Genomic DNA, 24,987 nt, shown 5'->3' on the forward strand with positions numbered 1-24,987 from the left:
TCTTGCGAACGTAATGGAACATTTTCCAAAGTCACCGAACAGAGCCTGTGAGTTTACCTGACCGACTCAACCCGTTCATGAATGATTCACGTCAATGCACTTGGCTCAATAGCGTTCCCTTATTTCTGTCCGCGGAGTGCCTTGTGCCGTTCTCGGAGCAGCTTACGGGCGATCATCACTCAAGGCACAACGGCGTGCCACCCATTCGAGAGTTGGAGACATGACGAGCAACAACTTCTACAAGGCAGGACTCGGGGCCGCCTTGGCCCTAGGGCTCGCCGTTGCACCGCTGGCGATTTCGCCCGCGCTGGCCAACGACGGACCCACACCAACAGAAACCACAGCAGCTGCGAGCACTGAAGCAGCCGCAAAGCAAAGTCCGACGGCGGATCCCTCACCGACTCTCGCAGCGGCACCGGCGGCTCCTCTGGCAGCCGCCCCGGCACCGGCGAACGTCATCATCAACGAGGCCTATGTCAACGGTGGCAGCGCTAACGCCACCTACAAGAATAAGTTTGTGGAGTTGTACAACCCCACCGCTGCGGACATCAACCTAAGCGGCTGGTCACTGCAGTACCGCTCCGGGACAGGATTAGCGGCACCCACCGGACTGACTCCCCTGTCCGGCACCATCAAGGCCAACGATTACTTCCTGATCAAGGGCAACTCCAACGGTGACGCGGGCCTTGAACTACCTGCCACCGACGCGGATTCCAGCGGATTTGCTTTTGCTGGTGGTGGCGGCACGCTCATCCTCTCTAACCAAGCCACCAAGCTGCCGGCAAACTTGGCCACGGGCTCCCTCACTGGCACGGCCGGTGTCGTTGATCTTCTGGGCTTCGGCACCTCCAACACTTTTGAGACAGCCGCGTCCTCGGCCGCTTCAGTCACCAACTCCCTGAACCGCAGCAACTTCGCGGACACAGACAACAACTCGTTGGACTTCACCCGTGCAACCCCCACCCCACCGGCACCCAGGGCGCAGGCGAGCCGCCCGCTCCCCCGAAGATGCCGGTATCAAAACCATCGCCGAGATCCAGGGCGAGGGCGCCAAGAGCCCCCTCGAAGGATCCACCGCCACCACCAAGGGCAAGGTCACCGCCGCCTACCCCACCGGCGGATTCAACGGCTACTTTATCCAGACCCCCGGGACCGGTGGCGATCTGGACATGGCAACCCACAAGGCCTCCGATGGCATCTTCGTCTATTCACCCGCGACCGTGGGTAGCGTCAACATTGGCGATTACGTCCAGGTCAAGGGACTCGTCAAGGAATTTGGCGGCGCCACCGGCAGTACCACTACCGAGATCGACGTCGCCGCAGGTGGAATGACCAAACTGGACGACGCAGCGGTAGAGGTCAAGGCCGCCGTCGTCAGCGTTCCGGCAAGCACGGACGCACGCGAAACGCTCGAGGGCATGCTCGTTGCGCCCCAAGGTAAATTCACCATCACGGACAACTACTCACTGAGCAACTATGGCGAAGTCGGCCTGGCGACCGGGACCGCCCCGTTGGTCCAGCCCACCGCCGTGGCTCCGTATGGATCCGATGCATACAAGGCACAGGTTGAGCAGAATGCTGCCCGTGCCATCAAGCTCGACGACGGCGCCAGCACCAACTTCCTCAGCGCCGCCGGCTCTGTTGTTCCCTTGCCTTGGCTGAGCCAGGGTACGCCGATGCGCGTTGGATCCGTCTCCGAGTTCATTGCTCCGGTGATTTTCGATGACCGTAACAGCGCCTACAAGTTCCAGCCTCTAGAAGCACTGACCCCAGACAACGCGGGAAATGTGCAGCCCATCGCTTTCGGAAACACCCGGGCAGATGCACCCAATGACGTCAAGGGCAACCTCAAGGTTGCGTCCTTTAACGTCCAGAACTACTTCACCGAGACCGGTGATAAGAACCCCAGCTGCCAGTTCTACACCGACTACAGCGGCAACAAGATCAGCGTTAAGGGTGGCTGCGACCAGCGCGGAGCCGCCGATGCCGCGAATCTCTTGCGTCAACAGGACAAGATCGTCTCTGGCATCAACGCCTCCACGGCAGATGTGCTTTCGTTGGAAGAGATTGAGAACTCTGCAAAGTTTGGCAAGGACCGCGACGCGGCTCTGTCCACGCTCGTTGATGCCCTCAACGTAGCGGCCCCGGGAGTCTGGGACTATGTCCGCTCACCTGCTGCAGATAAGCGTCCCGCCGTTTCTGTAGAGGACGTGATCCGTACGGCCTACATTTACAAGAAGGCCGTCGCCGTGCCCGTTGGCGAATCGGTCATCCTTGATGATGCCGCTTTCACCGGCATTGCCCGGCAGCCGCTGGCCCAGTCCTTCAAGTTGGTTGGTGCCGCCGATTCTTCCAAGGTGCTGCTGATAGTCAACCACTTCAAGTCCAAGGGTTCAGCGATCGGAAACGACACCGATCAGGGGCAGGGCAACTCCAACCTGGCCCGCGTAGCGCAAGCTAAGGCTCTGGTGAAGTTCTCCACTGAGCAGCAGACCGCGCAAGGTACCAATAAGGTCCTCCTGATGGGTGACTTCAACGCCTATGGCTTTGAGGATCCCATCACCGTCATGACTGCCGCCGGTTACGTTGACCAGGATCCCAAGACGGGTAAGCACTCGTACAGCTTTGGCGGGATGGTTGGCTCACTGGACCATGTTCTTGCTTCCCCGGCTGCCGAAAACATCATCACAGGCGCCGACATTTGGAACATCAACTCCGCTGAGTCCATTGCCATGGGCTACAGCCGTTACAAGTACAACGCAACGGACTTCTACACCCCGTCCATGTTCTCTGCTTCAGACCATGATCCCGTGGTGGTGGGCTTGAACCTCGCTACTGCTCCGGTAACGACTAAGGAAATCAACCTTCTAAACATCAATGATTTCCACGGCCGCATTGACGCCAACACGGTGAAGTTTGCCGGCACGGTGGAGCAGCTGCGTGCAGCCTCAGGCGATGCCAATACGGCGTTCCTGTCCGCTGGCGATAACATCGGTGCAAGTGTGTTTGCCTCGTCATCGCAAGACGACTTGCCCACCATTAATGTGCTGAACGCGCTGGATCTGCAGGCGTCCGCCGTCGGAAATCATGAGTTCGACAAGGGCTTCGCTGATCTGGAAGGCCGTGTGGTTGACGCAGCCAACTGGGACTACCTCGGTGCCAACGTGTACAAGAAGGGCACCACCACCCCGGCGCTCGATGAGTACAAGATCGTCACGGTCAATGGCGTGAAGGTGGCCATCATCGGCGCCATCACTCAGGAGACCCCAACCCTCGTCACTCCGTCCGGCATCTCCATGCTGGACTTCGGTGATCCCGTTGAAGCAGTCAACCGCGTGGCGAAGAAGATCACCGACGGCAATCTGGCCGATGTCATCGTGGCCGAATACCATGAGGGAGCCGGAGCCGGAACACCGGAAAAGGCAACCCTCGAGCAGGAAATTGCCGCAGGCGGCGCCTTCAAGGAGCTCGTGACAAAGACCAGTGCCTCGGTCAACGCCATCTTCACCGGGCACACTCACAAGCAGTACGCCTGGGATGCACCCATCCCTGGCATTTCCGCTGATGCGGCCTTGAAGACCCGCCCCGTGCTCCAGACCGGAAGCTATGGCGAGTTTATCGGCCAGATCAAGCTCACGGTCGACGCCGACAACAAGGTTGTCTCCTACACGCAGCGCAATGTGCCCCGAACCACCGCTGACGACGCCGCGCTCGTGGCCAAGTTCCCCCGCGTGGCGGAGGTCAAGACGATCACCGACAAGGCTCTGGCCGATGCCAAGGTTGCCGGTAGCGTCCCCGTTGGCAAGATCGCAGCTGACATCACCACGGCGCAGACCTTCGACGCCGCAACGAACAAGTTCATTCGTGACGACCGCGCCAGCGAATCCACTCTAGGCAACCTGGTGGGCAACGCCCTCTTGGATGCGCTCAAGTCGGATCGGACAGGTGGAGCCGAGATCGGCGTCGTCAATCCCGGCGGCCTCCGCGCTGACCTGCTCTACAAGAACACCGGATTCGAGGATGGCGTGGTTAGCTACGCCGCCGCCAATGCGGTCCTGCCGTTCGTGAACAACCTATGGACCACCTCCCTCACCGGTGCGCAGCTCAAGACCCTGCTGGAGCAGCAGTGGCAGACTAACGCGGACGGCACTATCCCCAGCCGGCCGTTCCTGAATCTGGGCCTGTCCAACAACGTGGACTACACCTACGATTCCAGCCGCGCACTCGGCGATCACATCACCTCCGTGGTCATCAACGGCGCACCCTTGGATCTGGCGCGCTCCTACCGCGTAGGTACGTTCAGTTTCCTTGCAACGGGTGGCGACAACTTCCGCGTCTTCACCGAGGGTACCAACACCAAGGATTCCGGTCTCATTGACCGCGATGCTTGGATTACCTACCTCGGAGAGAAGTCCAAGGCTGCCCCGATCGCACCCGATTTCTCCCGCCGCGGCGTGGACGTAGTCGATGCACCAGCTGCTGTAACGGAGGGCCAGAAGGTCACGATGAAGCTCAACAAGCTGGATCTGACTTCACTGGGCAGCCCCGACTCCACCAAGGTTGCCGTCCGTTACGAACCTTCGGGCAGCGGCGGCGGCATCGGATTCGCCGTGCTCGGCGCAGCGGTTCTGCCGTCCGAACTGGGTACTTTCCCCGTCACCGACGGAGCTGCGACGCTGAGCTTCACGGTGCCGGAACAGCTCAACGCCGGACGCTTCACCATCACCACCGACGGTGGAACATACGCCCGCCTGCCGATCACCATCCCGGTGACGGCCGACGCCGGCACACCGACACCGACGGATACAAGTACGCCGAGTCCCACTGGAACCAGCACGACGCCGGGGGCCTCACCGTCCTCGCCGTCAACAGCGGGTGCCGGAAACGGCCCCGGTAACGGCTCGGGTGACCTCCCCAACACGGGAGCCACCGTGCTTCCGCTCGGTTTGGGCGCCTTGGTTCTGCTTGGAGCAGGTGCTGCAGTCGCCATGGCTAACCGCCGCAAGGCAGCTAAGCACTAGCAACTAGGCGCCGACCGCTAGGAACTGACCCGCAGTGGACGGCGAGACTCACAGGATTCTCTGTGGTTCTCGCCGTTTGCTGCGGGTCAGCTGCGTTATGCGGTGCCGAGAAGACATACGGGGGTAGTTATTACCATTCGCCACCGGCTTACCGCGCGCGAATGGTAGTAACTACCCCCGGAGTGCCGAGGAGGCCGGCCCACCGCGCGCGAATGGTAATAACTACCCCCCGGCGCACAGAACGAGGCAACCCCAGCCGGAATCCTTAGTCGAGGATGGCTGCGGCGATCGCGTCGGCGTCCAAGACGGTGCGGTAACCGCTGCGGTACTTGGCGGAGGCCTCCGCCGCGATAGCGGTACCCCATTGAGTTGAGGACAGCTGCAATCCCAAAACATACAGCCCCTCAACCGGCACACCGATCCCATCCACGGGACGGTACGGCGGCGCAGTGACGTCCAAACCGCTAGTGACCACGGGTCCGCCGTCGGAAGCCATCATCATGCGGGGCCGGACAATGCCGTCGGCCAACAGGTTTTGCAACAAGGGGGACGCACTATTTTGCGCGTTGTTAGACGGGGCCAATGCCTCGATCAGGTGGCGCGCTTCCCACGGGATATCGGCCACCCATGGAGAGCTGGCGGTGAACACCCCGTGCTGGACGCGGAACACCGGATCCGGCCCAGTGAAATGAACCACCCCGGCCCGCACCAGCGCGGCCAACTGTTCCACGCGGATAGCTGGCGGACCGCTGGCCAACCCCTCCACGAAGCCTTCAAACCAGCCGCGCAACTCCCCCAGCCACGATGCCTGAGTGATGCCGCGGTCAGCCACAAGAGATTTCACAATGGCACGCCCGGCATTCAGCGCACCAATAGCCATCTTGACCGGATCGTCTTCGCCGAGCGCGGACCCGGCAGCGTCCGCCACCAGGTACTCCAGCACGGCGGCGTCCAGCTGTTCGTGGGTGGCAAAGTGCCTGCCCGCACTAGGGAGTCCCCCACGGTCGGCGAGCCCGGCATCACTGGCTTTTTGCCCAGCGAGAGGGCGGGCCAGCCCGGGCAAGTCCAACACATGCCCGTGCTGCACGTGCCGCCCCAGCAACTCCGCGAGCTCCTGCTCCCAGGCCGGGGATCCGCCGTCGAGCCCGGTATGCAGCATGGCATCAAGCTCAGGCAACAGCTCGGGGGTGACCAGCTCGGGGCGGGTCCGGGCCAGCGTGGTGTAGTACGCCCAGATGGTATCGCGGTGCAGCAGCGGCCAAATATCGTGGTCAAAACCGGCTGTGGCACCCATGGCGCGAATGGCGGCCACGGCATCCTCGCCCAGGAATCGCAGCGTGATCGATTGCGGGTAGTACGCGGCCAGTTCGGCCTTGGCCCGGTATGGCGTCCCTCGCCGCGAAGCGCCAACGATCACCGGCTCACGCCCTGACGCCACATACCGCAGCGCCTCGCCCGCCGGACGCCCGGTGTCCTCAAAACGCCCGCCGCGGCCCTCGGTCAGCTGGCCCAGCACATCAAAAAAGTTCAATCCCATGCCACGCACCAAGACGGTTTCGCCAGCGGGCAGCTGATCCCAATCCACATCGTTGGGCACGGCCGGGGGCAGGTACGTCAGCCCATGCTGGCGGGCGTCATCGCGCAGTCCGCGCTGGGCCGGACTCAGTTTCGACTCCACGTGCCCCAGCGCCAGCACCACCTGATCCGCGCGCAGCGTGCCACCGTCAAGGAGTACGACGTCGAACCCGCCTTGGGTGCGATCCCGCACCACTCGCTTCGCCTCAGTGGCGTGATTGACCAGGGTGACTCCGGCTGGCAGGTTTTCGCGCAGCTGCTCAAAGCACCAGCTCAGATACCGGCCGTAGATGGCACGGCTGGGGAAATTATTCGCAGCCAGGGCCGCCAACTCCTGCTGATCGCCTTCGCTGAGTCCGGGCCAGGGGGTGTCCAGCTGGGCCGCGCGCCACTGGTTGAACGTGCAACCGGCTACGGGCGGAGCATCCACGCCCTGGTCAGGAATCAGTGTTGGAAAAAAGCTCTGGGTGTTCATCAGGTACAGGCGCGATTGCTCCGTGCGCCAGACGTGGCCAGCCCCCGGGGCGAAGGGGTCAATGAGGTGTATGTGCAGCTCTCCGCCCTCGCTTTGAGCCCGGCGCGCCAACAGCCGTTCCACCACGGAAGTCCCGCGGGGCCCCGCCCCACAATTGCCACCGTCTGTACGCCCAAGGATTCCACTCCTTGAGCTTAACTGATGGAGCCTGCAGAGGCGGCCGCGGGACGAGCCGGGACGAGCCGGAGAACCCTGAACGGGCACATGGTTGCGAGCTAACCGTGCGCAGCTCCAAGAGTGGCGCATGGTTAACTCGCAACCACGCGCAGCTTCAACGAGGATGGATCCATGACTGACCTTGCCCCGAGCCCCACACTTGCCCACGAACCCGCCGACGAATTCCTGTGGTTGGAAGATATCCACGGCGACGACGCCATGACCTGGGTCCGTGAGCACAATGCCAGCACCGACGCCGCCTTGGTGAACCCCGCATATTCGGCGTTGGAGGCGCGAGTGCTGCAGGTACTGGACTCGGCGGACAGGATCCCGATGGTGTCCAAGCGCGGCGATTGGTACTACAACTTCTGGCGCGACGAGGCCAACCCGCGTGGGCTGTGGCGACGGACCAGCTGGGAAAGCTACCTCAGTGATGCACCCGAGTGGGACGTGCTGCTCGATGTTGATGCATTGAGCACCACCGAGGATGCCCAGTGGTTGTGGGCAGGAGCCTCATTCCTACGGCCAGCTCCCGGGAAGGAATACCGCCATGCCATGGTGGCGCTCTCGCCCGATGGCGGAGACGCGGTGGCATACCGGGAATTCGACCTTGCCACGCGCACGTTTGTGGCTGGCGGATTCGAGCTTCCGGCCGCCAAGACCCGGCTGAGCTGGGTGGATGCGGACACGCTCTATGTGGGCACCGATACCGGTGAGGGCTCCATGACAGCTTCTTCCTATCCGGCCGCTGCACGGGTGCTTCGTCGCGGCGAATCCCTGGCCCAGCTGGCCGCGAAGGAACCGTTGTTCGCCGTCCCGCTGGACCACCTCAGCGGCGGCGTCTCCCACAGCAGCACTCCGGGATTCGAGCGGGACCTCGCCTACGATGTTTGGATTTCTACAACAGCCGCAGCTACCTGCGCGTGGGCGATGACTGGGTGCACATCGACGTCCCGGATGACATGTCCGTTTCCCTCCACCACGAGTGGTTGCTCCTGCGCCCGCGCACCGATTGGAGTGTTTCCGGCAGTGTGTACGGCGCCGGCACCCTGCTGGCCATTGAGCTTGACGCATTCATGGCCGGCAGCCGTTCGCTGACCACCATATTCGCCCCCTCGGCGGCGCAGTCGCTGCAGTCGTGGAGCCGGACCCGCGATTTCCTGCTGCTGAACCTGCTCTCCGATGTCTCGTCCAAGATCCTGGTGCTGGACCCGGCTGCGGACTGGGCCGCCTCGGAACTGGACGCCTGCCCGCCACTGCACTCGGTGGACGCCTTTGCCGTGGACGACGAGGATCCGGACGCCGGCAACGACTACTGGCTTGTGGCGTCCGGATTCCTGACCCCCACCACCGTGCTGCGCGGCACCCTGACCCCGCGCGGCACCCCGGGTGCGGCCGCGGCGCTGGTCCGGGAGGCGCCGTCGTTCTTCACGGCGGAGAACTACTGCGTGGAGCAGCACTTTGCCACCTCCGCCGACGGCACCCGCGTGCCCTACTTCCAGGTGGGGCCCAAAGATCTGAAGCTCGACGGCGGCAATCCCACCTTCCTCAGTGGTTACGGCGGGTTTGAGGTGTCGCGGACGCCGGCTTACAGCGGCGCGGTGGGGCGCACCTGGCTCGAGCGCGGAGGCGTCTACGTGGTGGCGAACATCCGCGGCGGCGGCGAATACGGGCCCAACTGGCACACGGCCGCGCTCCAGGAAAACCGGCACCGCGCCTATGAGGACTTCGCTGCCGTGGCCCGCGATCTGTCGGCGCGAGGTGTGGCCTCCCCGGCGCATCTGGGGTGCGCAGGCGGTAGCAACGGTGGGCTGTTGGTGGGCAATATGCTCACGCAGTATCCGGAATTGTTCGGGGCGATTTCCTGTGGGGTGCCGCTGCTGGACATGCGCCGGTACACGAAGCTATCCGCAGGTGCATCCTGGATTGCCGAGTATGGCGACCCGGATGTTCCGGAGCAGTGGGAATTCATCAAGACATTTTCGCCGTACCACCTGCTCCGTGCCGGGGTGAAGTATCCTGCCACGTTCATTTGGACGGCAACTTCGGATGACCGGGTGGGGCCCGTGCAGGCGCGCAAGATGGCGGCACGGATGGAATCGATGGAAATTCCCGTCTGGTTCCACGAGGCGTTGGAAGGCGGTCATGCCGGTGCCGGAAACAACGAACAGGCGGCCAGACTGCATACGGCCTCGCATGAATTCCTCTGGCGGGCTCTTAATGGTCAGCTGTAATTTATGCGAAAACGTCTCGGCGCGCAGTGATTTTGCCCCTACCCCGGCTCTCGTTTTGCATTGTGGGCCCTCTACTGGGTAAAGTTTGGGATGCTGGTTAGGGGCTTCTACCTTAGCCAGTGCTGGAGACGTGCCAGAGCGGCCGAATGGGCTTCACTGCTAATGAAGTGTGGGGCACAACTCCACCGGGAGTTCAAATCTCCCCGTCTCCGCAGCATAAAATGCACCCCTCGATTTATCGAGGGGTGCATTTTTGCGTTCTGGCGCACCTGCTAGGCCTGCTCGCATCCCGCATCCCGCATCATAAACATCCGACCATTACACTTGCACCATGGCCGTAACTGATGAAGCAATCACCAAGATCAAGGACATGATCATCTCCGGGAAGCTGTCGGCCGGAGATCGTCTGCCCCCGGAGAAGGAACTCAGCGAGAAACTGGGCCTTTCCCGCAGCTCGCTCCGCGAAGCCGTCAAGGCCTTAGAGATCATTCGCGTCCTGGACGTACGCCGAGGTGACGGCACGTACGTGACCAGCTTGGAACCCGAACTCCTCAGCGAGGCCATGACGTTCATTGTGGACCTGCATCAGGACAAATCAATCCTGGACATCTTTGCCGTCCGGCGCATCCTGGAACCTGCGGCTGCCGCGATGGCTGCCACCCGCATCACCCCGGAGCAAATTTCAGCCTTGCGGGCCACGATGGAGAACATCAACGAGGAAACGAGCGTCGAGTCACTGGTTGATCACGATCTGGTGTTCCATGAGCTCATCACTGCCGCCGCCGATAACTCCTACCTGGCCAGCGTCCTGAATGCCCTCTCCAGCAGCACCGTGCGCGCCCGCATTTGGCGCGGCCTGACACAGGAAAAGGCCGTGGACCGCACGCTCGCCGAGCACACAGCCATCATTGAAGCCTTGGAACGCGGCGACGCCGATCTGGCCAAGTCACTGCTGACAGTACACATCAGCGGTGTTGAGCACTGGCTCCGACAGGCGCTGTAACCACCCGATCCAGCGCTGCACCACCCTGCCCAGCAGTAACCGCCCGCCCGCCCGCCATGATGACATGGCCGGCGGGATTTCTCTTTAACAAGCTTGCCACACTAACTAGTTAGACATACTATCTAGCTATGAGTTCATCAATCGAAGAACCGTGGCCGGGCGACTGGAACCGCGCCTCACTGGGCCTCTGCGCACTGGAGGCTTTGACGGGCGGCCCCAGCTACGGATACGCCATCATCACCGCTCTTGAGGACGCAGGACTGGGCACCATCAAGGGCGGCACGCTCTACCCGCTGTTGACCCGTTTCGAGACGGCCGGCTGGGTCGAGGTTGAATGGCGCGCCGGCGAAAGCGGTCCCGGCAGAAAATACTTCTCGCTCACCGCCGCAGGCCGCACAGAGCTGGATCGCCAGCGCAAACAATGGCACACCTTCACTACCCGTACGACGGCATTTCTCGCCACCGCACCCGATCGAGGAGTTTTGCAATGAGCCAGGAAGAAATGACGAAAGGGACCCGCAAAAAGTGGCTGGACGCGCTGGCCATGGAACTACGCCTGAAGGATTTCTCCGGCGCAGCTATTGGCGATGCGCTGGCAAGCGTTGAGGAGTTTCTTGCCGATTCCGGCCAATCCCCTGTGGAGGCCTTTGGCACACCCCGCGACTACGCTGGGCAATTGGCGGGCGGAACGCAGCGGTCCGCCATCAAGGGCATGCGCGGGACCATCGCCTTCAGCGCCACCAGTCTCCTCGCATTCCTTACGTTCAACGCGGCCCTGACCCCATCGCCCAACGGAGGGCTGATGCTTATTAGCGCATGGCAGCTCGTGTGCATGCTCATTTTGGCCGCCCTGGTCATTTCACTGCCGCTCTATCTGACGCATCTTTTACGACACACGTGGGCATTGATAGCCGTACCTGTTGTTGGCGCCGCGGCCGGGATACTCTCGGCATCACTCACACCGAAGACGGCCGCAGACGCTTACCTGACGCTCTCACCGGTGCCGGTTCTATTCATCAGCGCCGCCCTCATGCTGGCCCTGGCACTGGTCGGCACCATTAATGTTGTGCGCGGGCAGCCAGATCTAATAGTCAGCCCGCTGGAGCCCGCCCCGGCCATGACGGTGAAGGCCCGCTGGTTCGAGATCCTCACCCAGTGGCTGTTCCCGATCCTCGCCGTCTTCCTGCTGGGCCTCACCACCCTTTTCAGCGCAGCGGCGTAACTTCTGAACCGCAAAAGGCCCCGGCGGGCGTGGCTGCCGAAGTAATTCAGCAGCCACGCCCGCCGGGGCCTTTGGTAGTTCTAGCGATTCTTACTCGTAGAGGTTCGCTGCGATATCGGCGTCGGCAATGTTGTTCTTGTCATACCAGTAGAAGCCGGTGTCGATAACCTTCTCGACTTTTTCGCCCTTTATGGCGGCGACGGCGGCCTTGACCGTCTCGTAGCCAATACCCACGGGGTTCTGCGTGACAGCACCAGCCATGAGGCCATCCTTGATGGCCTCCATCTGAGCCTTGCCGGAGTCGAAACCAACAATGGTCAGCTTGCCGGTCTTGCCTGCTTCCTTCACTGCATTGACGACGCCGATTGCGGCGCCTTCGTTGGTGCCGTACATGCCGGCCAGATTTGGGTAGGCGGTCATGATGGATTTGGCTGCGTCGGTGGACTTGGCCTGGTCGCCATCCGCGTACTGAATGTCAACGATCTTGATGTCCGGAGCGTTGGCCTTCAGGTAGTCCACGAAGCCGTCGCGGCGATCGGTGCCAGAGGTGGCTGTCTGGGAGTGACCCACAATGGCAATCTCACCCTTCTTGCCCAGCAGCTCCGCCATGTGCTTTGCGGCCTCCGCCGCGGCCGCCTTGTTATCGGTTGAGGCAGTTGCCACGGGGATGTCGGAATCGACGCCGGAGTCAAAGGCAATCACCGGGATGTTCTTGCTCTTCGCATCCTGCAGAACACCCTCGGCAGCCTTGGAGTCCAAAGCCGCCAGAGCCAGCGCCTGCGGGTTCTTCGCCATGGCGTTGTTCAGCTGATCCATCTGCTGCTGAACGTTGGTTTCCTTGTCAGGGCCCTCGAAGGAGATCTCGACATCGAATTCCGCAGCGGCCTTCTCGGCACCTTGCTTCACTGACTGCCAGAACTGGTGCTGGAATCCCTTGGACACAATTGCGATGTACGGCTTGCCGCCACCCCCTCCGGCAGGAGCTTGCGCTGCCGTGTCACAGGCCGCAACGCTCAGTGACAGTGCGGCGACGGCGGCCAGGGAGAGAAATTTTCTTCTTTGCATGAGGGGTCTAACTCCTTTGTAAGAAACACGTTTGACAAGGGGAAAAACTGCTAGGAATTGCTGGTAAAAACTTAGTTACTGGCCTTCTTGCGGCGCATCATGTCCAGGTACACGGCGAGGAGGATCACCACGCCCACAGCCACCTGCTGCCATTCCTGCGGGATGGACATGATGGACAGGCCGTTGGTCAGCACCGACATGATCAGCGCACCAATCACCGTGCCGATAATGGAGCCCTTGCCGCCGGCTAGGGACGTTCCGCCAATAACGACGGCGGCAATCGCCTGAAGCTCCAACCCGGCACCACCTGCGGGCTGAGCCGAGTTCAGGCGGGCCGTAGCGATGACACCGGCAAGACCGGTGAAGGACCCCGCAACCGTGTAGATCAATACGGTCCACTTGGTCACATTGACACCGGACAAAGCGGTGGCCTGGACGTTGCTGCCGATGGAGTAGGTGTAGCGGCCCAAAACGGTCTTGGAGAGCAGGAGTCCGGCCACAATGGCTGCGGCAAACAGGATAAACACAGCATTAGGAATGACCAGGCCTGGGATGGACTTACCCAAGGCGAAGATGCTCTGGAAGCCCGCAACCTCATTGGTGTAGACCGGCTTGGTGCCGGAGATGACCAAGGCGAGGCCTGCGGCCACCATCATCATCGCCAGCGTGGCAATAAAGGAGGGGATCTTCATGACCGCCACCAGGAATCCGTTAATGCCACCCATCAAAGCGCCGAACAGCACGCCACAAACCACGCCAACAATCATGGGCATGCCCATTTGTGTCATGAACACGGCCGTCATAACGGAGGCCAGCGTCATACCCGTGCCAATGGACAGATCGATTCCACCGGTGATGATGACGAAGGTGGTTCCCAAAGCCAACAACCCGGTGACCACTGTGGAGAGCAGAATGTTGGAGAGGTTGGCAGCCTGGTAGAAGTTGGAACTGGCCACCGAGAAGAACAGCACCAGAGCCAAGAGGCTGGCAAAAGCCAGCAACTGCTGGAAGCTGGCCCGAAGCCGGGTGTTGAGTTCTGATTGTTTATGACTGGCAATCTTGGCAGTTTGCGCAGTGTCCTTTGTCAAGGTCATCTGTGTGCCTTTTCTTTCTTACTTCGTGGAGCGCTGCGCGCTGGAGGACGGGAGGGGCGCCAGGACGGCGCTGTGAGTGTTCAAGGTTGCCAATGCCATGATGTTCTCCTGGTTGGCCTCGGCATTGCTCAAGAAGCCAGTCAGGCGGCCTTCGCTCATCACCGCGATGCGGTGTGAGAGCCGCAGAACTTCAGGCAGTTCCGAGGAAATCATGATGATGGACTTGCCCTGGACCAAGAGTTCGTTCAAGAGTGCGTAGATCTCTTCCTTGGCCCCCACGTCAATCCCCCGTGTGGGTTCGTCAAAAATCAGAATGTCGCAATCCTTGACCAACCATTTTGCAATAACGATCTTCTGCTGGTTTCCACCGGAGAGGTTCTTGGCCACCTGCGCACTGGAAGGAGTTTTGATCCGCAGTTTGTCGATGTACGTTGACGCCGTGGATTTCATAGCCTTGTCATTGAGGACGCCCATGCGGCTGAACATTTTCAAGGAGCTCAGGGCAATGTTGTCTTTGACGTCTCGCTCCAGCAGCAAGCCCAGATGCTTGCGGTCTTCGGAGAGGTAACCAACGCCCATGCTTGCGGCAACGGCGGGGTTGCTGATGCTGACCGGGCTGCCATTGAGTTCAATGGTTCCTGAGGAGATCTTGTCAGCGCCAACAATGGCACGAGCAACTTCGGTACGCCCGGCACCCATGAGTCCGGCAAAACCAAGAATTTCGCCTTTATGCAGTTCAAAGCTGATGTCCTGCAAAAGATCCTTGGTGGACAAGCCGGTGACCTTCAGGACCACCTCGTCCGACGGCGTATGGGTCGCCGGCCGCTGGTTCCCCGAGATTTCCCGGCCCACCATGAGGTTGATGACCTCACCCATGGTGGTTTCGGCTGTGTTTACGGTGTCAATGTATTCGCCGTCGCGGATGACGGTGATGCGGTTGGAGATGGCTTTGAGCTCATCCATGCGATGCGAAATGTAGATGACACCCGTTTCTTCGTTGGTGAAGGTCCGGATGAGATCGTGCAAAGTAGCAACTTCGGCATCATTGAGAGCTGCTGTGGGCTCATCCATGATCAAGATACGTGATTTATAGGAAAGCGCCTTGGCAATTTCCACCATCTGCTGCTTGGCTACAGTGAGGTCGCCAACGCGTGCTTTAGGGTCAAGATCAATGTTGATTCGGTCAAAGAGCAGGCGGGCCTTGCGGTTCAAGGCACGTTCGCTCAGGAACAACCCACCCACCCGCGGTTCGCGGCCAATGTAGATATTCTGCGCTACGGAAAGATCCTGCATCAGGTTGAATTCCTGATGGATGATGCTGATACCCAGCTCTTGAGCATGCTTGGTGCCGGTGATGGCGACTTCTTCGCCATCAATTTCAAAGACGCCGGAATCCGGGACGTAAATACCGGAGAGCAACTTCATGAGGGTGGACTTGCCGGCACCGTTTTCGCCCACAAGCGCCAGGACCTCATTGTGAGCGAGGTCCAGCTGCATGTCCGACAAGGCCTTGACGCCCGGAAAGCTCTTGCTAACTCCGGATATCCGAAGGAGTTTTTTACTCAATGTGCTGCCCTTCCAAGCCTCAAAACAATAAGTCGGACATCAAACCTCTTGGGAAGCCTATTGTCAACGAGCGAACCTAGGCGTCATCGCCAAAAAGGTGTAATTTCAGCCTTTCACTGGGGCCAACAGGCCTCATCAGGGAATCCGCTTCCATCATGGTATGTTACCTGCGACACAAAGTGATACCAATATTCAAAATACATCCGATGTTTACGGAAATGTTATCCATAATACGTTTGGTAACACGTTCCTGACCAGATCGCTTGGGCCTCGGCCGGCCCCAATGAGTCGATCAAGGTCCCTGCCACGGACACTGTTTCCCCGTAGCTGGCACCGAGCAAACTGACAGGCCAATCCCCGCCAAACATGAGCCGGTGCGGCCCGAATGCCTCGAGTGCAACATCCCAGACCCGGCGCAACGCTGGGGCGCAGAAGACAGTGCCGTTAGCGTGCAGGCCTGACATTTTCGCCACCGTGTTGGGCAGGACCGCCGCCGCGCGCAACTGCTTCTCCCAAGCAGCCATGGCCGCCGCATCGGCGCGAGGTGGCTTCCCCATATGGTCAATAACCACTGTTAACTCGGGGAAGTCCTTGGCCAGCTGCGACACCTGACCCAGATGCCTGGGGAAGGCGTTGGGCACGTCAAAGGGAATCCCTTCGCGGGACAGGAGGGCCACCGTCTCGCGGACGGTGGCTAGCTCCAAAACGTCCGCTCTGGGATCGTCATGGAGCAGTGTCCGGACGCCACAGAATTTGGGATTCTCGCGCAACTTCTCCAACATCGCCGCAGCCTTCGCCGGCTCCTCGAGCGGCAGCCAGCCGACAACACCAATAATCCAATCGTTAGCCTGCGCAGCTGCCAACATGGCGTCATTCTCGCTCGCTGTGTCGTCGGCTTGGACCAAGATTGCCGCACTCACACCGGCGCCGAAGAGTGCGCTCTGAGCTTGTTCGGCCGTGAACGTGTCATACAGAACGCCAAGCTCAGGCTGGAGCCAGGAGTATTGCCCCGGCGCCAGTTCCCAGAGGTGCAAGTGGGAATCGACCCGAAGTGTGGGCTCGGCCGGGTGAGGCGCAGTTGCGTTGGGCGCAACCATACTGGACGTGGGCAAACTAGGCATGGACAAGCTCCGCGTCCAACAGCCCGCGCGAGACCAGCGCGGTCCACAGCTCGGCAGGGATCGCCGCCGCCATGCGCGCCGCGGTCTCGGTGATCTGCCGGGCGTTGGAGGCGCCCACCACCACGGTGCAGACGGCCGGGTGGCTCACAGCGAACTGCAGTGCCGCCGCGGGAAGTTCGACGCCGAACTCGTCACAGCAGGCAGCGAGGGCTTTTGCGCGCGTCAAGATCTCGACGGGGGCGGGGGCGTAGTTGTAGTTTGCGTCGTCCGGCACCACCGGGCGGGCCAGGAGACCCGAGTTGTAGACGCCCACATTAGCTACGCCGACACCGCGCTCCAGACACAGCGGCATGAGGTCTGCGGCGGCCGGCTGCTCCAACAATGAGTAGCGCCCTGCCAGCATGATGATGTCCAGATCCGAGCCGAGTACGCATTCGCGCAACGCGTCAGCAGAGTTGGCGCCTACGCCGATGGCCTTGACGAGCCCTTCTTCGCGCAGTCTTACAAGAGCGGGCAGTGCTTGCTTGATGCCGGCTTGAAGATCGTAAACGTCGGGGTCATGGAGGTAGGCGATGTCAATGTTCGCCAGCCCGGTGCGTTCCAGAGAATCCTCAATGCTGCGGCGAATACCGGCTTCCGAGGGATCCCAGCGGCGCACTACGTCGGCAGGCACATCGAAGCCTTCAGCGTCCTTGGCTCCGGTGGGGTTAGCCACGGGCTCCAGGATGCGGCCCACCTTGGTGGAAATGACAAAATCTTCGCGCGGTTTGGTGGACAGGAAAGCGCCCACTCGGCGTTCGGACAGGCCCAACCCGTAGTGCGGTGCCGTGTCGAAGTAGCGGATGCCCGCGTCCCAGCCGGCCGCCAAAGCGGCGGCAGCAACGTCGTCGTCCATGGCTCGGTACAAGTTACCTATGCCGGCGGCACCGAACCCCAGCATGCCTAGTGGCGGAATATTGGAATTCACGGCAGTTCCCACACTTTCGCCAGGCCCATGTCATCGCCTGAATAGTCATCTTCCACCTCGAGCAGCTCGGCCATGACGGCCTGCCACGCGATGTTCACGGGGTCCAGCGCTAATTCCTTGCGCATGGCCTGGTAATCGGCAACTTCCACCACATGGAAAAGATCCCGACCACTGCGCCAAATATTCCAGCTGGAGACTCCGGCGGCGCGCAGTGCGGCGTCTAAATCATCGCTGATACGGGCATGGACGGTGTCATATTCAGCCTCTTTGCCGGGCTTCAACCGGGTATGGAGGGCGATTTTCTGGCTCATGCGACAGTCACTTTCGCTGGTCTTGCGGGCTGGGTGGATCAGGGTTCTGGGTTTAGTTCTGGGTTGAGGAAAAGTTCGATGACGGGAACGGTGACTCCGGGGCGTTGAACGGGCAGCTTCAACGTCAATGTTCCGGGCGCTTGGCCTGCGGGGGTCATATGGCCAGCGGCCTGACCCGGGTCCAGAACCATCATGGCAATTTCTGAAGCGTCGTTGAGCAATTGAGCGTAGCGGACCTTTCCGGCCAATCCGGGCAGATGAACATACTGGAACGGCCATGCAAAAAGATGTAGGTACAGTCTGTTACCGCGACGTGTGAAGCGGCCGTCTTGCGGAGCCGGGAGGCCTGCAGCGCCGGCCCCGTAAATGGATTTGCTGTGGAGGCGCATCCATTCGCCGATGCCAGCTAGCGACTGCACTGCCCGCGGATCAATCTCTCCGCGGGCCGTGGGGCCAACATTGAGCAGCAGATTTCCGCCCTTGGACACTCCGTCAATGAGCATTCGGATGAGCAGATCGGCGGACTTGTAATCCAGATTGTCCCGGTCATAGCCCCAGCTGCCGTTAAGTGTCTGGCAAGCCTCCCACGGAACTTCCTTATCACCGCTGACCATGACACCAGCCGGCTGGTACTGCTCCGGTGTAACAAAGTCTCCCGGCACGTCGAGCCTGTCGTTGACAATGATGGCTGGCTGAAGTTCGCGGATCATCTCCATCAGCTCGACCGAGCCCCAATCAGAGGCTCCCTTACCGCAGAAGGTGGATCCGCCGTCGGGGTTGGCAGTGGCCTGATCCGGATAGGAAAAGTCAAAGAACAAGTAATCGATCTGCCCATAATTGCTGAGCAGTTCGCGAACCTGACCGTGCAGGTACGCGCGGTACCTGGCACCGTCGCGGCCCTTGTTCAGTTCCTGCCACGCCGGGTTGAGCCGGTCAGCGTGATTGCCGTCAATGGTGAAGTCCGGGTGGTGCCAATCGATGAGCGAGTGGTAGAAACCCACCTTCAGCCCGGCCTCGCGCAGCGCTTCCACGTACGGGGTGAGCAGGTCCTGCCCGCACGGGGTGTTGGTGGATTTGTACTCGGTGAGAGCAGAATCCCACAAGGCAAAACCGTCGTGGTGCTTGGTGGTCAGCACCACATACTTCATGCCAGCATTCTTTGCCGCGGCAGCCCACTCGCGAGGGTCATACAGGTCCGGATCGAAGTGCTCAAAGTACTTGTTGTACTCCCCTGCACTCATGTTTTCCCGGTACCTGACCCACTCATGGCGTGCCGCGAGGGAATACAGCCCCCAGTGTACAAACATGCCGAATCGCTCCTCGGTAAACCAGGGTGCATGCCCGATGACAACTTGGGCGGGGGCTGCCGACGGCGTCATGGGTCTAGACCAGTTCCTTGGCTGATTCCGCTTTCGCTGCGTCGGCCGCGGCGGCTGCGGCTGCGTCGGCCGCAGCGACCTTGGCGGCGTCAGCAACCCAGAATCCGCCGTCCGGGAACGTGAATTCGGCAACGGATGCGGCGTGCATTTCGCTTCCGCCACCGGGCGCCAGCGGCGGCCAGTAGCAACCGTCGTGGACGTCGATCGGGTTGACAAAGTGTTCGTGGAGGTGATCGACGAACTCAATCATGCGGTCATCTTTTTTGCCCGAGACGGCCACAAAGTCAAACATGGACAGGTGCTGAACAGCCTCGCACAGGCCTACGCCGCCGGCATGGGGGCAGACGCGGACGCCGAATTTGGCGGCCAGCAGCAAAATGGCCACGTTCTCGTTGACTCCGGCCACGCGGGCGGCATCAATCTGCAGCACCTGGAGGGAGTCTGCCTGCAGCATCTGCTTGAACACCACACGGTTCTGCACGTGCTCGCCGGTGGCCACCGGGATCGGGGCAACGCCGCGGGCAATGGCTGCATGGCCCAAAATGTCATCGGGGCTGGTGGGCTCTTCAATCCAGGCAATATCGAAGGGCGCCAAATGGCTCATCCACTCGATAGCCTCCTGGACATCCCAGCGCTGATTGGCGTCGACAGCCACCTTAATATCAGGCCCGACGGCGGCGCGTGCGGTCCGAAGGCGGCGCACGTCATCGGCTAGATCGGCGCCCACCTTGAGCTTGATCTGCTTGAAGCCGTCGGCTACAGCTTCCTTGGCCAGGCGAGTGAGCTTCTCATCCGAGTAGCCCAACCATCCGGGGGTGGTGGTGTAGCCGGGGTAGCCTTCGGCCAGCATCGTCGCGGTGCGCTCGGCGCGGCCGGGCAGTGCTGCGTTCAGGATCTCCAGCGCTTCATCCCGAGTCAGGGCATCGGTGAGATAGCGGAAGTCAACCAGGTCAACGAGTTCTTCCGGGCTCATGGCGGCCAGCAGCTGCCATAACGGCAGGCCGGCACGCTTGGACTTCAGGTCCCACAAGGCGTTGACAACGGCACCGATAGCCATGTGCATGACACCCTTTTCCGGGCCCAGCCAGCGCAGTTGCGAATCGTGGGTGAGTTCCTTCCACGTCCGGCCCATGTCGGCGAGGATCTCTTCGGCATTGCGACCCAACAAGTACGGGGTCAGCGCCTTGATGGCTGCCGTCTCCACGTCATTGCCGCGGCCAATGGTGAACACAAAGCCGTGGCCTTCGTGGCCGTCGTCGCTGTCAGTAACCACTCGCAGATAGGCGGCTGAATAGTCCGGATCCGGGTTCATGGCGTCGGAGCCATCCAAGTCACGTGAGGTTGGAAAACGCACGTCACTAGTTTCCACGGCGATGATGGTGCTCACGGGCTGCTCCCTGTCAAAGAAGTTAGAAGAGGTTAGAAGAGGATGAAAAAGTTAGTTCTAGCTAAACATCCGATGTTTCGCCTGTCAATATGGGACTCAATGCTGAAATGCTGGCAAGATGTGGGTAAAGTGGCAACAAAGTTCCGATGTTAACGTCCTAGGATGCGCATCAACACCAGGCACCGCACTCATCGCGGTGGTACGTAGAGGATATGAATTTCATGAAGATTGCACGCCTTGGCGATCCGGGCCAGGAAATTCCCGTGGTCATTGCCACCGATTCCAACGGAACCGAGCAAAGCTACGATGCACGCTCCCTGACAGCCGAGATCGACGGAGCATTCCTGGCCAACGATGGCCTGAGTGCACTGCGCAAAGCGCTGAATAACGGCTCGCTGCCGATTCTTGCGAATGCTGCTGGACTGCGCATCGGCTCCCCCGTCGCCCGCCCCAATAACGTCATCTGCATCGGCATGAACTACGCCGCGCACGCAGCCGAGTCAGGTGCCCAGCCGCCCACCATTCCCGTGGTCTTCTTGAAACCGAACAACACCGTGACCGGCCCGTACGACGCCGCTCCCCTTCCCCCACTGGCCCAAAAATACGATTGGGAAGTTGAGCTGGGCGTCGTGATCGGCCGCGAGGTCAGCTACCTTTCATCGCTCGAAGAAGCCGCTGGTGCCGTGGCTGGTTACGTGATTGCCAACGACCTTTCCGAACGCGAATACCAGCTTCCCGGCGCGGCTGGCCAGTGGACCAAGGGCAAGTCCTTGCCCAAGTCCACCCCTCTGGGGCCGTGGTTTGTGCCCGCCGACGAGGTTGACGGCAACAATCTGCGTTTGCGCAGCTGGGTTAATGGTGAACCCCGGCAGGATTCCAACACAGCAGATCTGATCTTCGATGTGCCCACTGCCATCCACCACCTGAGCCAGTACATGGTGCTTGAGGCCGGCGACGTCATTTTGACCGGGACACCCGAAGGTGTGGCCCTCTCGGGTCGCTTCCCCTACATCCAGGACGGCGACGTCGTCGAGGTTGAAATTGACGGTCTGGGTCGCCAGCGTCAGGAATTCTTCCGCGTCGGCGCCACCACCAGCCAGGAGGCATAAATGAGCCAGGAACTTTCCACTCTCACAGCAGTTGTCACCGGCGGCGCATCGGGTATTGGCGCAGCCATTGCAGCCAAGTTGCAGTCCATGGGCGCACAGATTGCCGTCCTGGATCTGAACCCGAATGACCTCCCCGAGGGCCAGCTCGGATTTGCCTGCGACGTCTCCGAGGACGCCTCGGTGGTGGCTGCCATCGCTGGCACCGTTGAGGCGTTTGGCGGCGTGGACATTGTTGTGAACAACGCTGGCATCGGCGCCATCGGATCCGTGGAAGACAACGACGACGAGGAATGGGCTCGCGTGTGGAACATCAACGTAGTGGGCATGGTCCGCGTTTCACGCGCCGCACTGCCGCACCTGCGCCAGTCCTCCAGCGCCGCCATTGTGAACATTTCCTCCATCGCGGCGACGGCGGGCCTGCCCGCACGTGCCCTCTATTCGGCAACCAAGGGCGCAGTGTTGTCACTGACCCAGGCCATGGCCGCCGACCACCTCCGTGAAGGCATCCGCGTCAACGCCGTTAACCCCGGCACCGCAGACACCCCTTGGATTGGCCGTCTGCTCTCTCAGGCCGATGACCCCGCCGCCGAGCGCGCGGCGCTCAACGCCCGGCAGCCGCATGGCCGCATGGTCACCGCCGATGAAGTTGCCGGCGCCGTGGCCTACCTGGCCAGCCCGCTGTCAGGCTCCACTTCCGGAACGTCCATTGCTGTAGACGGCGGCATGCAGGCTCTGCGCCTACGTCCCGTGGGATAACACCTCCAACGCTGCATCACCTTCCGGCCGTTTTTAACCAACGCCGCATCACCTTCCGGGGTTAATCCCATTACGCTCCCTCTCTGATGGAGACGCGATGCCAAAAATGGGCAGGAAGTGATGCGGCGTTGCACAAAACTGGCCGGAACATGATGCGGCGCTGCCGAAAACACGCCGGAAAGTGATGCGGCGTTGGGGTGTCAGCCGGCCTGGGCCAAGACCAGCGGCAGAACTTGCGCAGCTCCGGCACTTCGCAGGGCTCGGCCGGCTACGGTGAGGCTCCAGCGGCTGTCCACCAAATCATCGAGCAGGAGTACCGGGCCCGGATGGGCGCCGAGCGCAGCAGCAAGCTCCGGACCAACGGCAAAACGGTCCCACACCCCGGCCAAACGGTAAGCACTGTTGCCGCCGCGCTGGCCAGTGGGCCCACCGAATTCCAGCGACATCTCGCCGAGGTACGGCAGCCTGCCAATCTCACAAATGGCCTGAGCAAATGATTGCAGCAGCACCGGCTTGGTACGCGAGGGCATGGAAACCACGGCGACCGGACGTCCCGATCCTTCCCAGCCGTGCTGACCCCACTCGCGCAGCACTGCCACTACGGCTTGGGCCATGCCCGTTTCAAGTGGGGCATCCGGCGCCTCGGCGGCGAACATGCTCCGCAGGGAGTTGCCCCATCCAAGATCGCTGAGCCGGGCCAGTATCCGTCCGCCGGAGACCAATTCACCGGCCTTGAGTTTGCCCTTGACGGGAACACCCAACTTGTCCATTCCGGTGGGCCACATGGCCCGCGGGTCCAAGGGCAGCCCGGCATGACGCAGTGACTCGCCAGCCGCCTCAGCAGCACTGGAGACCACTTCGCCACTGAACCAACGGCCAGTACAGTTATCGCACCGCCCGCATGGCGCTGCGGTTTCGTCATCGAGTGCGGCTGCCAAATACTCCATGCGGCAGCCGGACATGCGTTCGTATTCCACCATGGACTGCTGCTCATCCACCCGCGCCTGGGCTATGCGGCGGTACCGCTCCTCGTCATAAACCCACGGTTGTCCCGTGGATTCCCAGCCACCGGAGACCCTGCGGACGGCGCCATCCACGGCAAGGACCTTCAACAGCAGCTCCAGCGGGGTCCGGCGTAAATCAACTCTGGCTTCCAGCGCGGGCGTGGACATGGCTTTGGGCGATTCGCCCAGTGTGGACAGCACCGCCATGGCCTTGTCTTGGGCCGGCATGGAGGCCGTGGCAAAGTAGCGCCAAATGTCAGCATCTTCGCTGCCGGGCAGGAGCAACACGTCGGCGTTCGCACTCCCACGGCCGGCACGGCCCACCTGTTGGTAGTAGGCGACCGGGGACGACGGCGCTCCCAAGTGAACAACGAATCCCAAGTCTGGTTTGTCGAAGCCCATGCCCAGAGCGCTCGTGGCCACCAGCGCCTTCACCTGGTTATTCTTCAGGGCCTCTTCCAACGCTTCGCGTTCCATGGTGTCGGTGCGGCCCGTATAAGCCTTCACCGCGTGGCCTGCCCCGGCCAACAGCCGCGCGGTGTCCTCAGCGGCGGAAACAGTGAGGGTGTAAATGATGCCGCTGCCCGGCAGCTCGGCCAGATGTGTCAGTAGCCAACCGAGCCGGTCACGGGAATCAGCCAGCCGCAGCACGCCCAACCGCAGGGATTTCCTGGCCAGCGGTCCACGAATGGTGAACACGCCCTTGCCCAGCTGCTCTTCAATATCGGCAACCACCCGGGAGTTGGCCGTGGCAGTGGTGGCCAATACCGGCACCGACGCCGGCAGCTGCGCAATGAGGTCCGCAATGCGGCGGTAGTCCGGACGGAAGTCATGGCCCCAGTCAGAGATGCAGTGGGCCTCGTCAATTACCAATAACCCGGTTCTGCGAATCAGCGTTGGCAGCTGATTCTCCCTGAACGACGGGTTGGTCAACCGCTCCGGGGACACCAGCAACACGTCCACCTCATCGGCCGCCAAGGCAGCAGAGACCTCACCCCACTCGGTGGCATTGGCGGAGTTAATAGCCATGGCCCGCACCCCGGCACGCTCGGCAGCGGCAACCTGATCACGCATCAAGGCCAAGAGCGGGGAGACGATCAGGGTAGGGCCGGCCCCGCGGCCCCGCAACAAAAGGGACGCCACAAAGTACACGGCCGATTTTCCCCAGCCGGTGCGCTGAACCACCAAGGCGCGGCGACCGGCGTCGACCAGGGCCTCAATGGCTTCATACTGTCCGTCATGAAAATCCGCGTCCGCTCTGCCCACCAGGGCGCGCAACACTTCCAGAGCTTGCTCCCGGGTCTCGCCCCGGCTCTGGGCCTGGCTCTCGTCCCGGCTCTGGGCCTGGCTCGCGCCCCGGCTCCCGGTCTGGCCCGCGTCCCGATTCTCGGTTGAAAAGGCACTCTCGGGTGCCGCGGACATTCCGGGGGCTGGCTGTGTTGTCATACCCTCAGTATTCCAGCGGCCACCAACACGCAACGC

16 protein-coding genes, 1 tRNA gene and 2 pseudogenes are annotated in these 24,987 nt (G+C 61.4%); 9 read left to right on the forward strand and 10 right to left on the reverse strand.

Annotated features, from left to right (window positions below):
- Positions 1 to 220 precede the first annotated feature (220 nt).
- Positions 221 to 709 (forward strand): annotated as a pseudogene (locus tag AS189_RS21190) (lamin tail domain-containing protein); the annotation flags it as partial.
- 241 nt (positions 710 to 950) lie between these two features.
- The gene (locus tag AS189_RS00295) at positions 951 to 5,021 is read left to right on the forward strand and encodes an ExeM/NucH family extracellular endonuclease (protein ID WP_424580938.1); all 4,071 of its coding nucleotides are present in this window, start codon (positions 951 to 953) and stop codon (positions 5,019 to 5,021) included.
- 265 nt (positions 5,022 to 5,286) lie between these two features.
- Here the strand turns inward: AS189_RS00295 and AS189_RS00300 are convergent, their stop codons facing one another.
- Positions 5,287 to 7,251, reverse strand: a complete 1,965-nt coding sequence (locus tag AS189_RS00300) for an FAD/NAD(P)-binding protein (protein ID WP_062292650.1) — start codon at positions 7,249 to 7,251, stop codon at positions 5,287 to 5,289.
- Positions 7,252 to 7,419: 168 nt separating this feature from the next.
- On the opposite strand from AS189_RS00300, the pseudogene AS189_RS00305 reads away from it, so the two are divergent.
- From AS189_RS00305 to AS189_RS00325, 5 genes and pseudogenes are all read left to right on the forward strand, one after another.
- Positions 7,420 to 9,521 (forward strand): annotated as a pseudogene (locus tag AS189_RS00305) (prolyl oligopeptidase family serine peptidase).
- Between the two features lie 124 nt (positions 9,522 to 9,645).
- Positions 9,646 to 9,733, forward strand: a tRNA-Ser gene (locus AS189_RS00310).
- Positions 9,734 to 9,852: 119 nt separating this feature from the next.
- Positions 9,853 to 10,524, forward strand: a complete 672-nt coding sequence (locus tag AS189_RS00315) for a FadR/GntR family transcriptional regulator (protein ID WP_062285433.1) — start codon at positions 9,853 to 9,855, stop codon at positions 10,522 to 10,524.
- Between the two features lie 128 nt (positions 10,525 to 10,652).
- Positions 10,653 to 11,015, forward strand: coding sequence for a PadR family transcriptional regulator (locus tag AS189_RS00320; RefSeq protein ID WP_062285435.1), 363 nt, complete (start codon positions 10,653 to 10,655; stop codon positions 11,013 to 11,015).
- Positions 11,012 to 11,746, forward strand: a complete 735-nt coding sequence (locus AS189_RS00325) for a hypothetical protein (protein WP_062285437.1) — start codon at positions 11,012 to 11,014, stop codon at positions 11,744 to 11,746. The genes AS189_RS00320 and AS189_RS00325 overlap by 4 nt, the downstream gene beginning before the upstream one ends.
- Positions 11,747 to 11,836: 90 nt before the next feature.
- On the opposite strand, the gene AS189_RS00330 is transcribed toward AS189_RS00325, so the two are convergent.
- The 8 genes from AS189_RS00330 to AS189_RS00365 all read right to left on the reverse strand — a co-directional run bounded on the left by AS189_RS00330 (position 11,837) and on the right by AS189_RS00365 (position 20,636).
- Complete coding sequence (locus tag AS189_RS00330; RefSeq protein ID WP_062285439.1) at positions 11,837 to 12,811, reverse strand: ABC transporter substrate-binding protein; 975 nt, start codon at positions 12,809 to 12,811, stop codon at positions 11,837 to 11,839.
- A 71-nt stretch (positions 12,812 to 12,882) separates the two neighbouring features.
- Positions 12,883 to 13,905, reverse strand: coding sequence for an ABC transporter permease (locus AS189_RS00335; RefSeq protein WP_062285441.1), 1,023 nt, complete (start codon positions 13,903 to 13,905; stop codon positions 12,883 to 12,885).
- An 18-nt stretch (positions 13,906 to 13,923) separates the two neighbouring features.
- Complete coding sequence (locus AS189_RS00340; protein WP_062285443.1) at positions 13,924 to 15,471, reverse strand: sugar ABC transporter ATP-binding protein; 1,548 nt, start codon at positions 15,469 to 15,471, stop codon at positions 13,924 to 13,926.
- Between the two features lie 221 nt (positions 15,472 to 15,692).
- A complete protein-coding gene (locus tag AS189_RS00345; RefSeq protein ID WP_129587105.1) occupies positions 15,693 to 16,592 on the reverse strand; it encodes an amidohydrolase family protein in 900 nt (299 codons plus the stop codon).
- Complete coding sequence (locus tag AS189_RS00350; RefSeq protein WP_337589188.1) at positions 16,585 to 17,559, reverse strand: aldo/keto reductase; 975 nt, start codon at positions 17,557 to 17,559, stop codon at positions 16,585 to 16,587. The genes AS189_RS00345 and AS189_RS00350 overlap by 8 nt, the downstream gene beginning before the upstream one ends.
- Positions 17,556 to 17,870 carry an L-rhamnose mutarotase gene (locus AS189_RS00355; protein ID WP_062285447.1) on the reverse strand — a complete coding sequence of 105 codons (315 nt, stop codon included), beginning with the start codon at positions 17,868 to 17,870 and terminating at the stop codon, positions 17,556 to 17,558. The genes AS189_RS00350 and AS189_RS00355 overlap by 4 nt, the downstream gene beginning before the upstream one ends.
- Positions 17,871 to 17,908: 38 nt before the next feature.
- On the reverse strand, positions 17,909 to 19,249 hold the full coding sequence (locus AS189_RS00360) for an alpha-L-fucosidase (RefSeq protein ID WP_062285449.1): 1,341 nt from the start codon (positions 19,247 to 19,249) through the stop codon (positions 17,909 to 17,911).
- A gap of 4 nt (positions 19,250 to 19,253) precedes the next feature.
- Positions 19,254 to 20,636, reverse strand: coding sequence for an L-fuconate dehydratase (locus AS189_RS00365; protein ID WP_082633910.1), 1,383 nt, complete (start codon positions 20,634 to 20,636; stop codon positions 19,254 to 19,256).
- A 221-nt stretch (positions 20,637 to 20,857) separates the two neighbouring features.
- Here AS189_RS00365 and AS189_RS00370 point away from each other — a divergent pair, with 221 nt between their 5' ends.
- Entirely contained in the window at positions 20,858 to 21,745 is an 888-nt protein-coding gene (locus AS189_RS00370; protein ID WP_062285451.1) for a fumarylacetoacetate hydrolase family protein, read from the forward strand.
- The gene (locus AS189_RS00375; RefSeq protein ID WP_062285453.1) at positions 21,746 to 22,501 is read left to right on the forward strand and encodes an SDR family NAD(P)-dependent oxidoreductase; all 756 of its coding nucleotides are present in this window, start codon (positions 21,746 to 21,748) and stop codon (positions 22,499 to 22,501) included.
- A gap of 200 nt (positions 22,502 to 22,701) precedes the next feature.
- On the opposite strand, the gene AS189_RS00380 is transcribed toward AS189_RS00375, so the two are convergent.
- A complete protein-coding gene (locus AS189_RS00380) occupies positions 22,702 to 24,951 on the reverse strand; it encodes a RecQ family ATP-dependent DNA helicase (protein ID WP_237759934.1) in 2,250 nt (749 codons plus the stop codon).
- Between the last annotated feature and the right edge of the window lie 36 nt (positions 24,952 to 24,987).

It is taken from the genome of Arthrobacter alpinus (assembly GCF_001445575.1).
GTDB classification, from domain to species: Bacteria; Actinomycetota; Actinomycetes; order Actinomycetales; family Micrococcaceae; genus Specibacter; species Specibacter alpinus_C.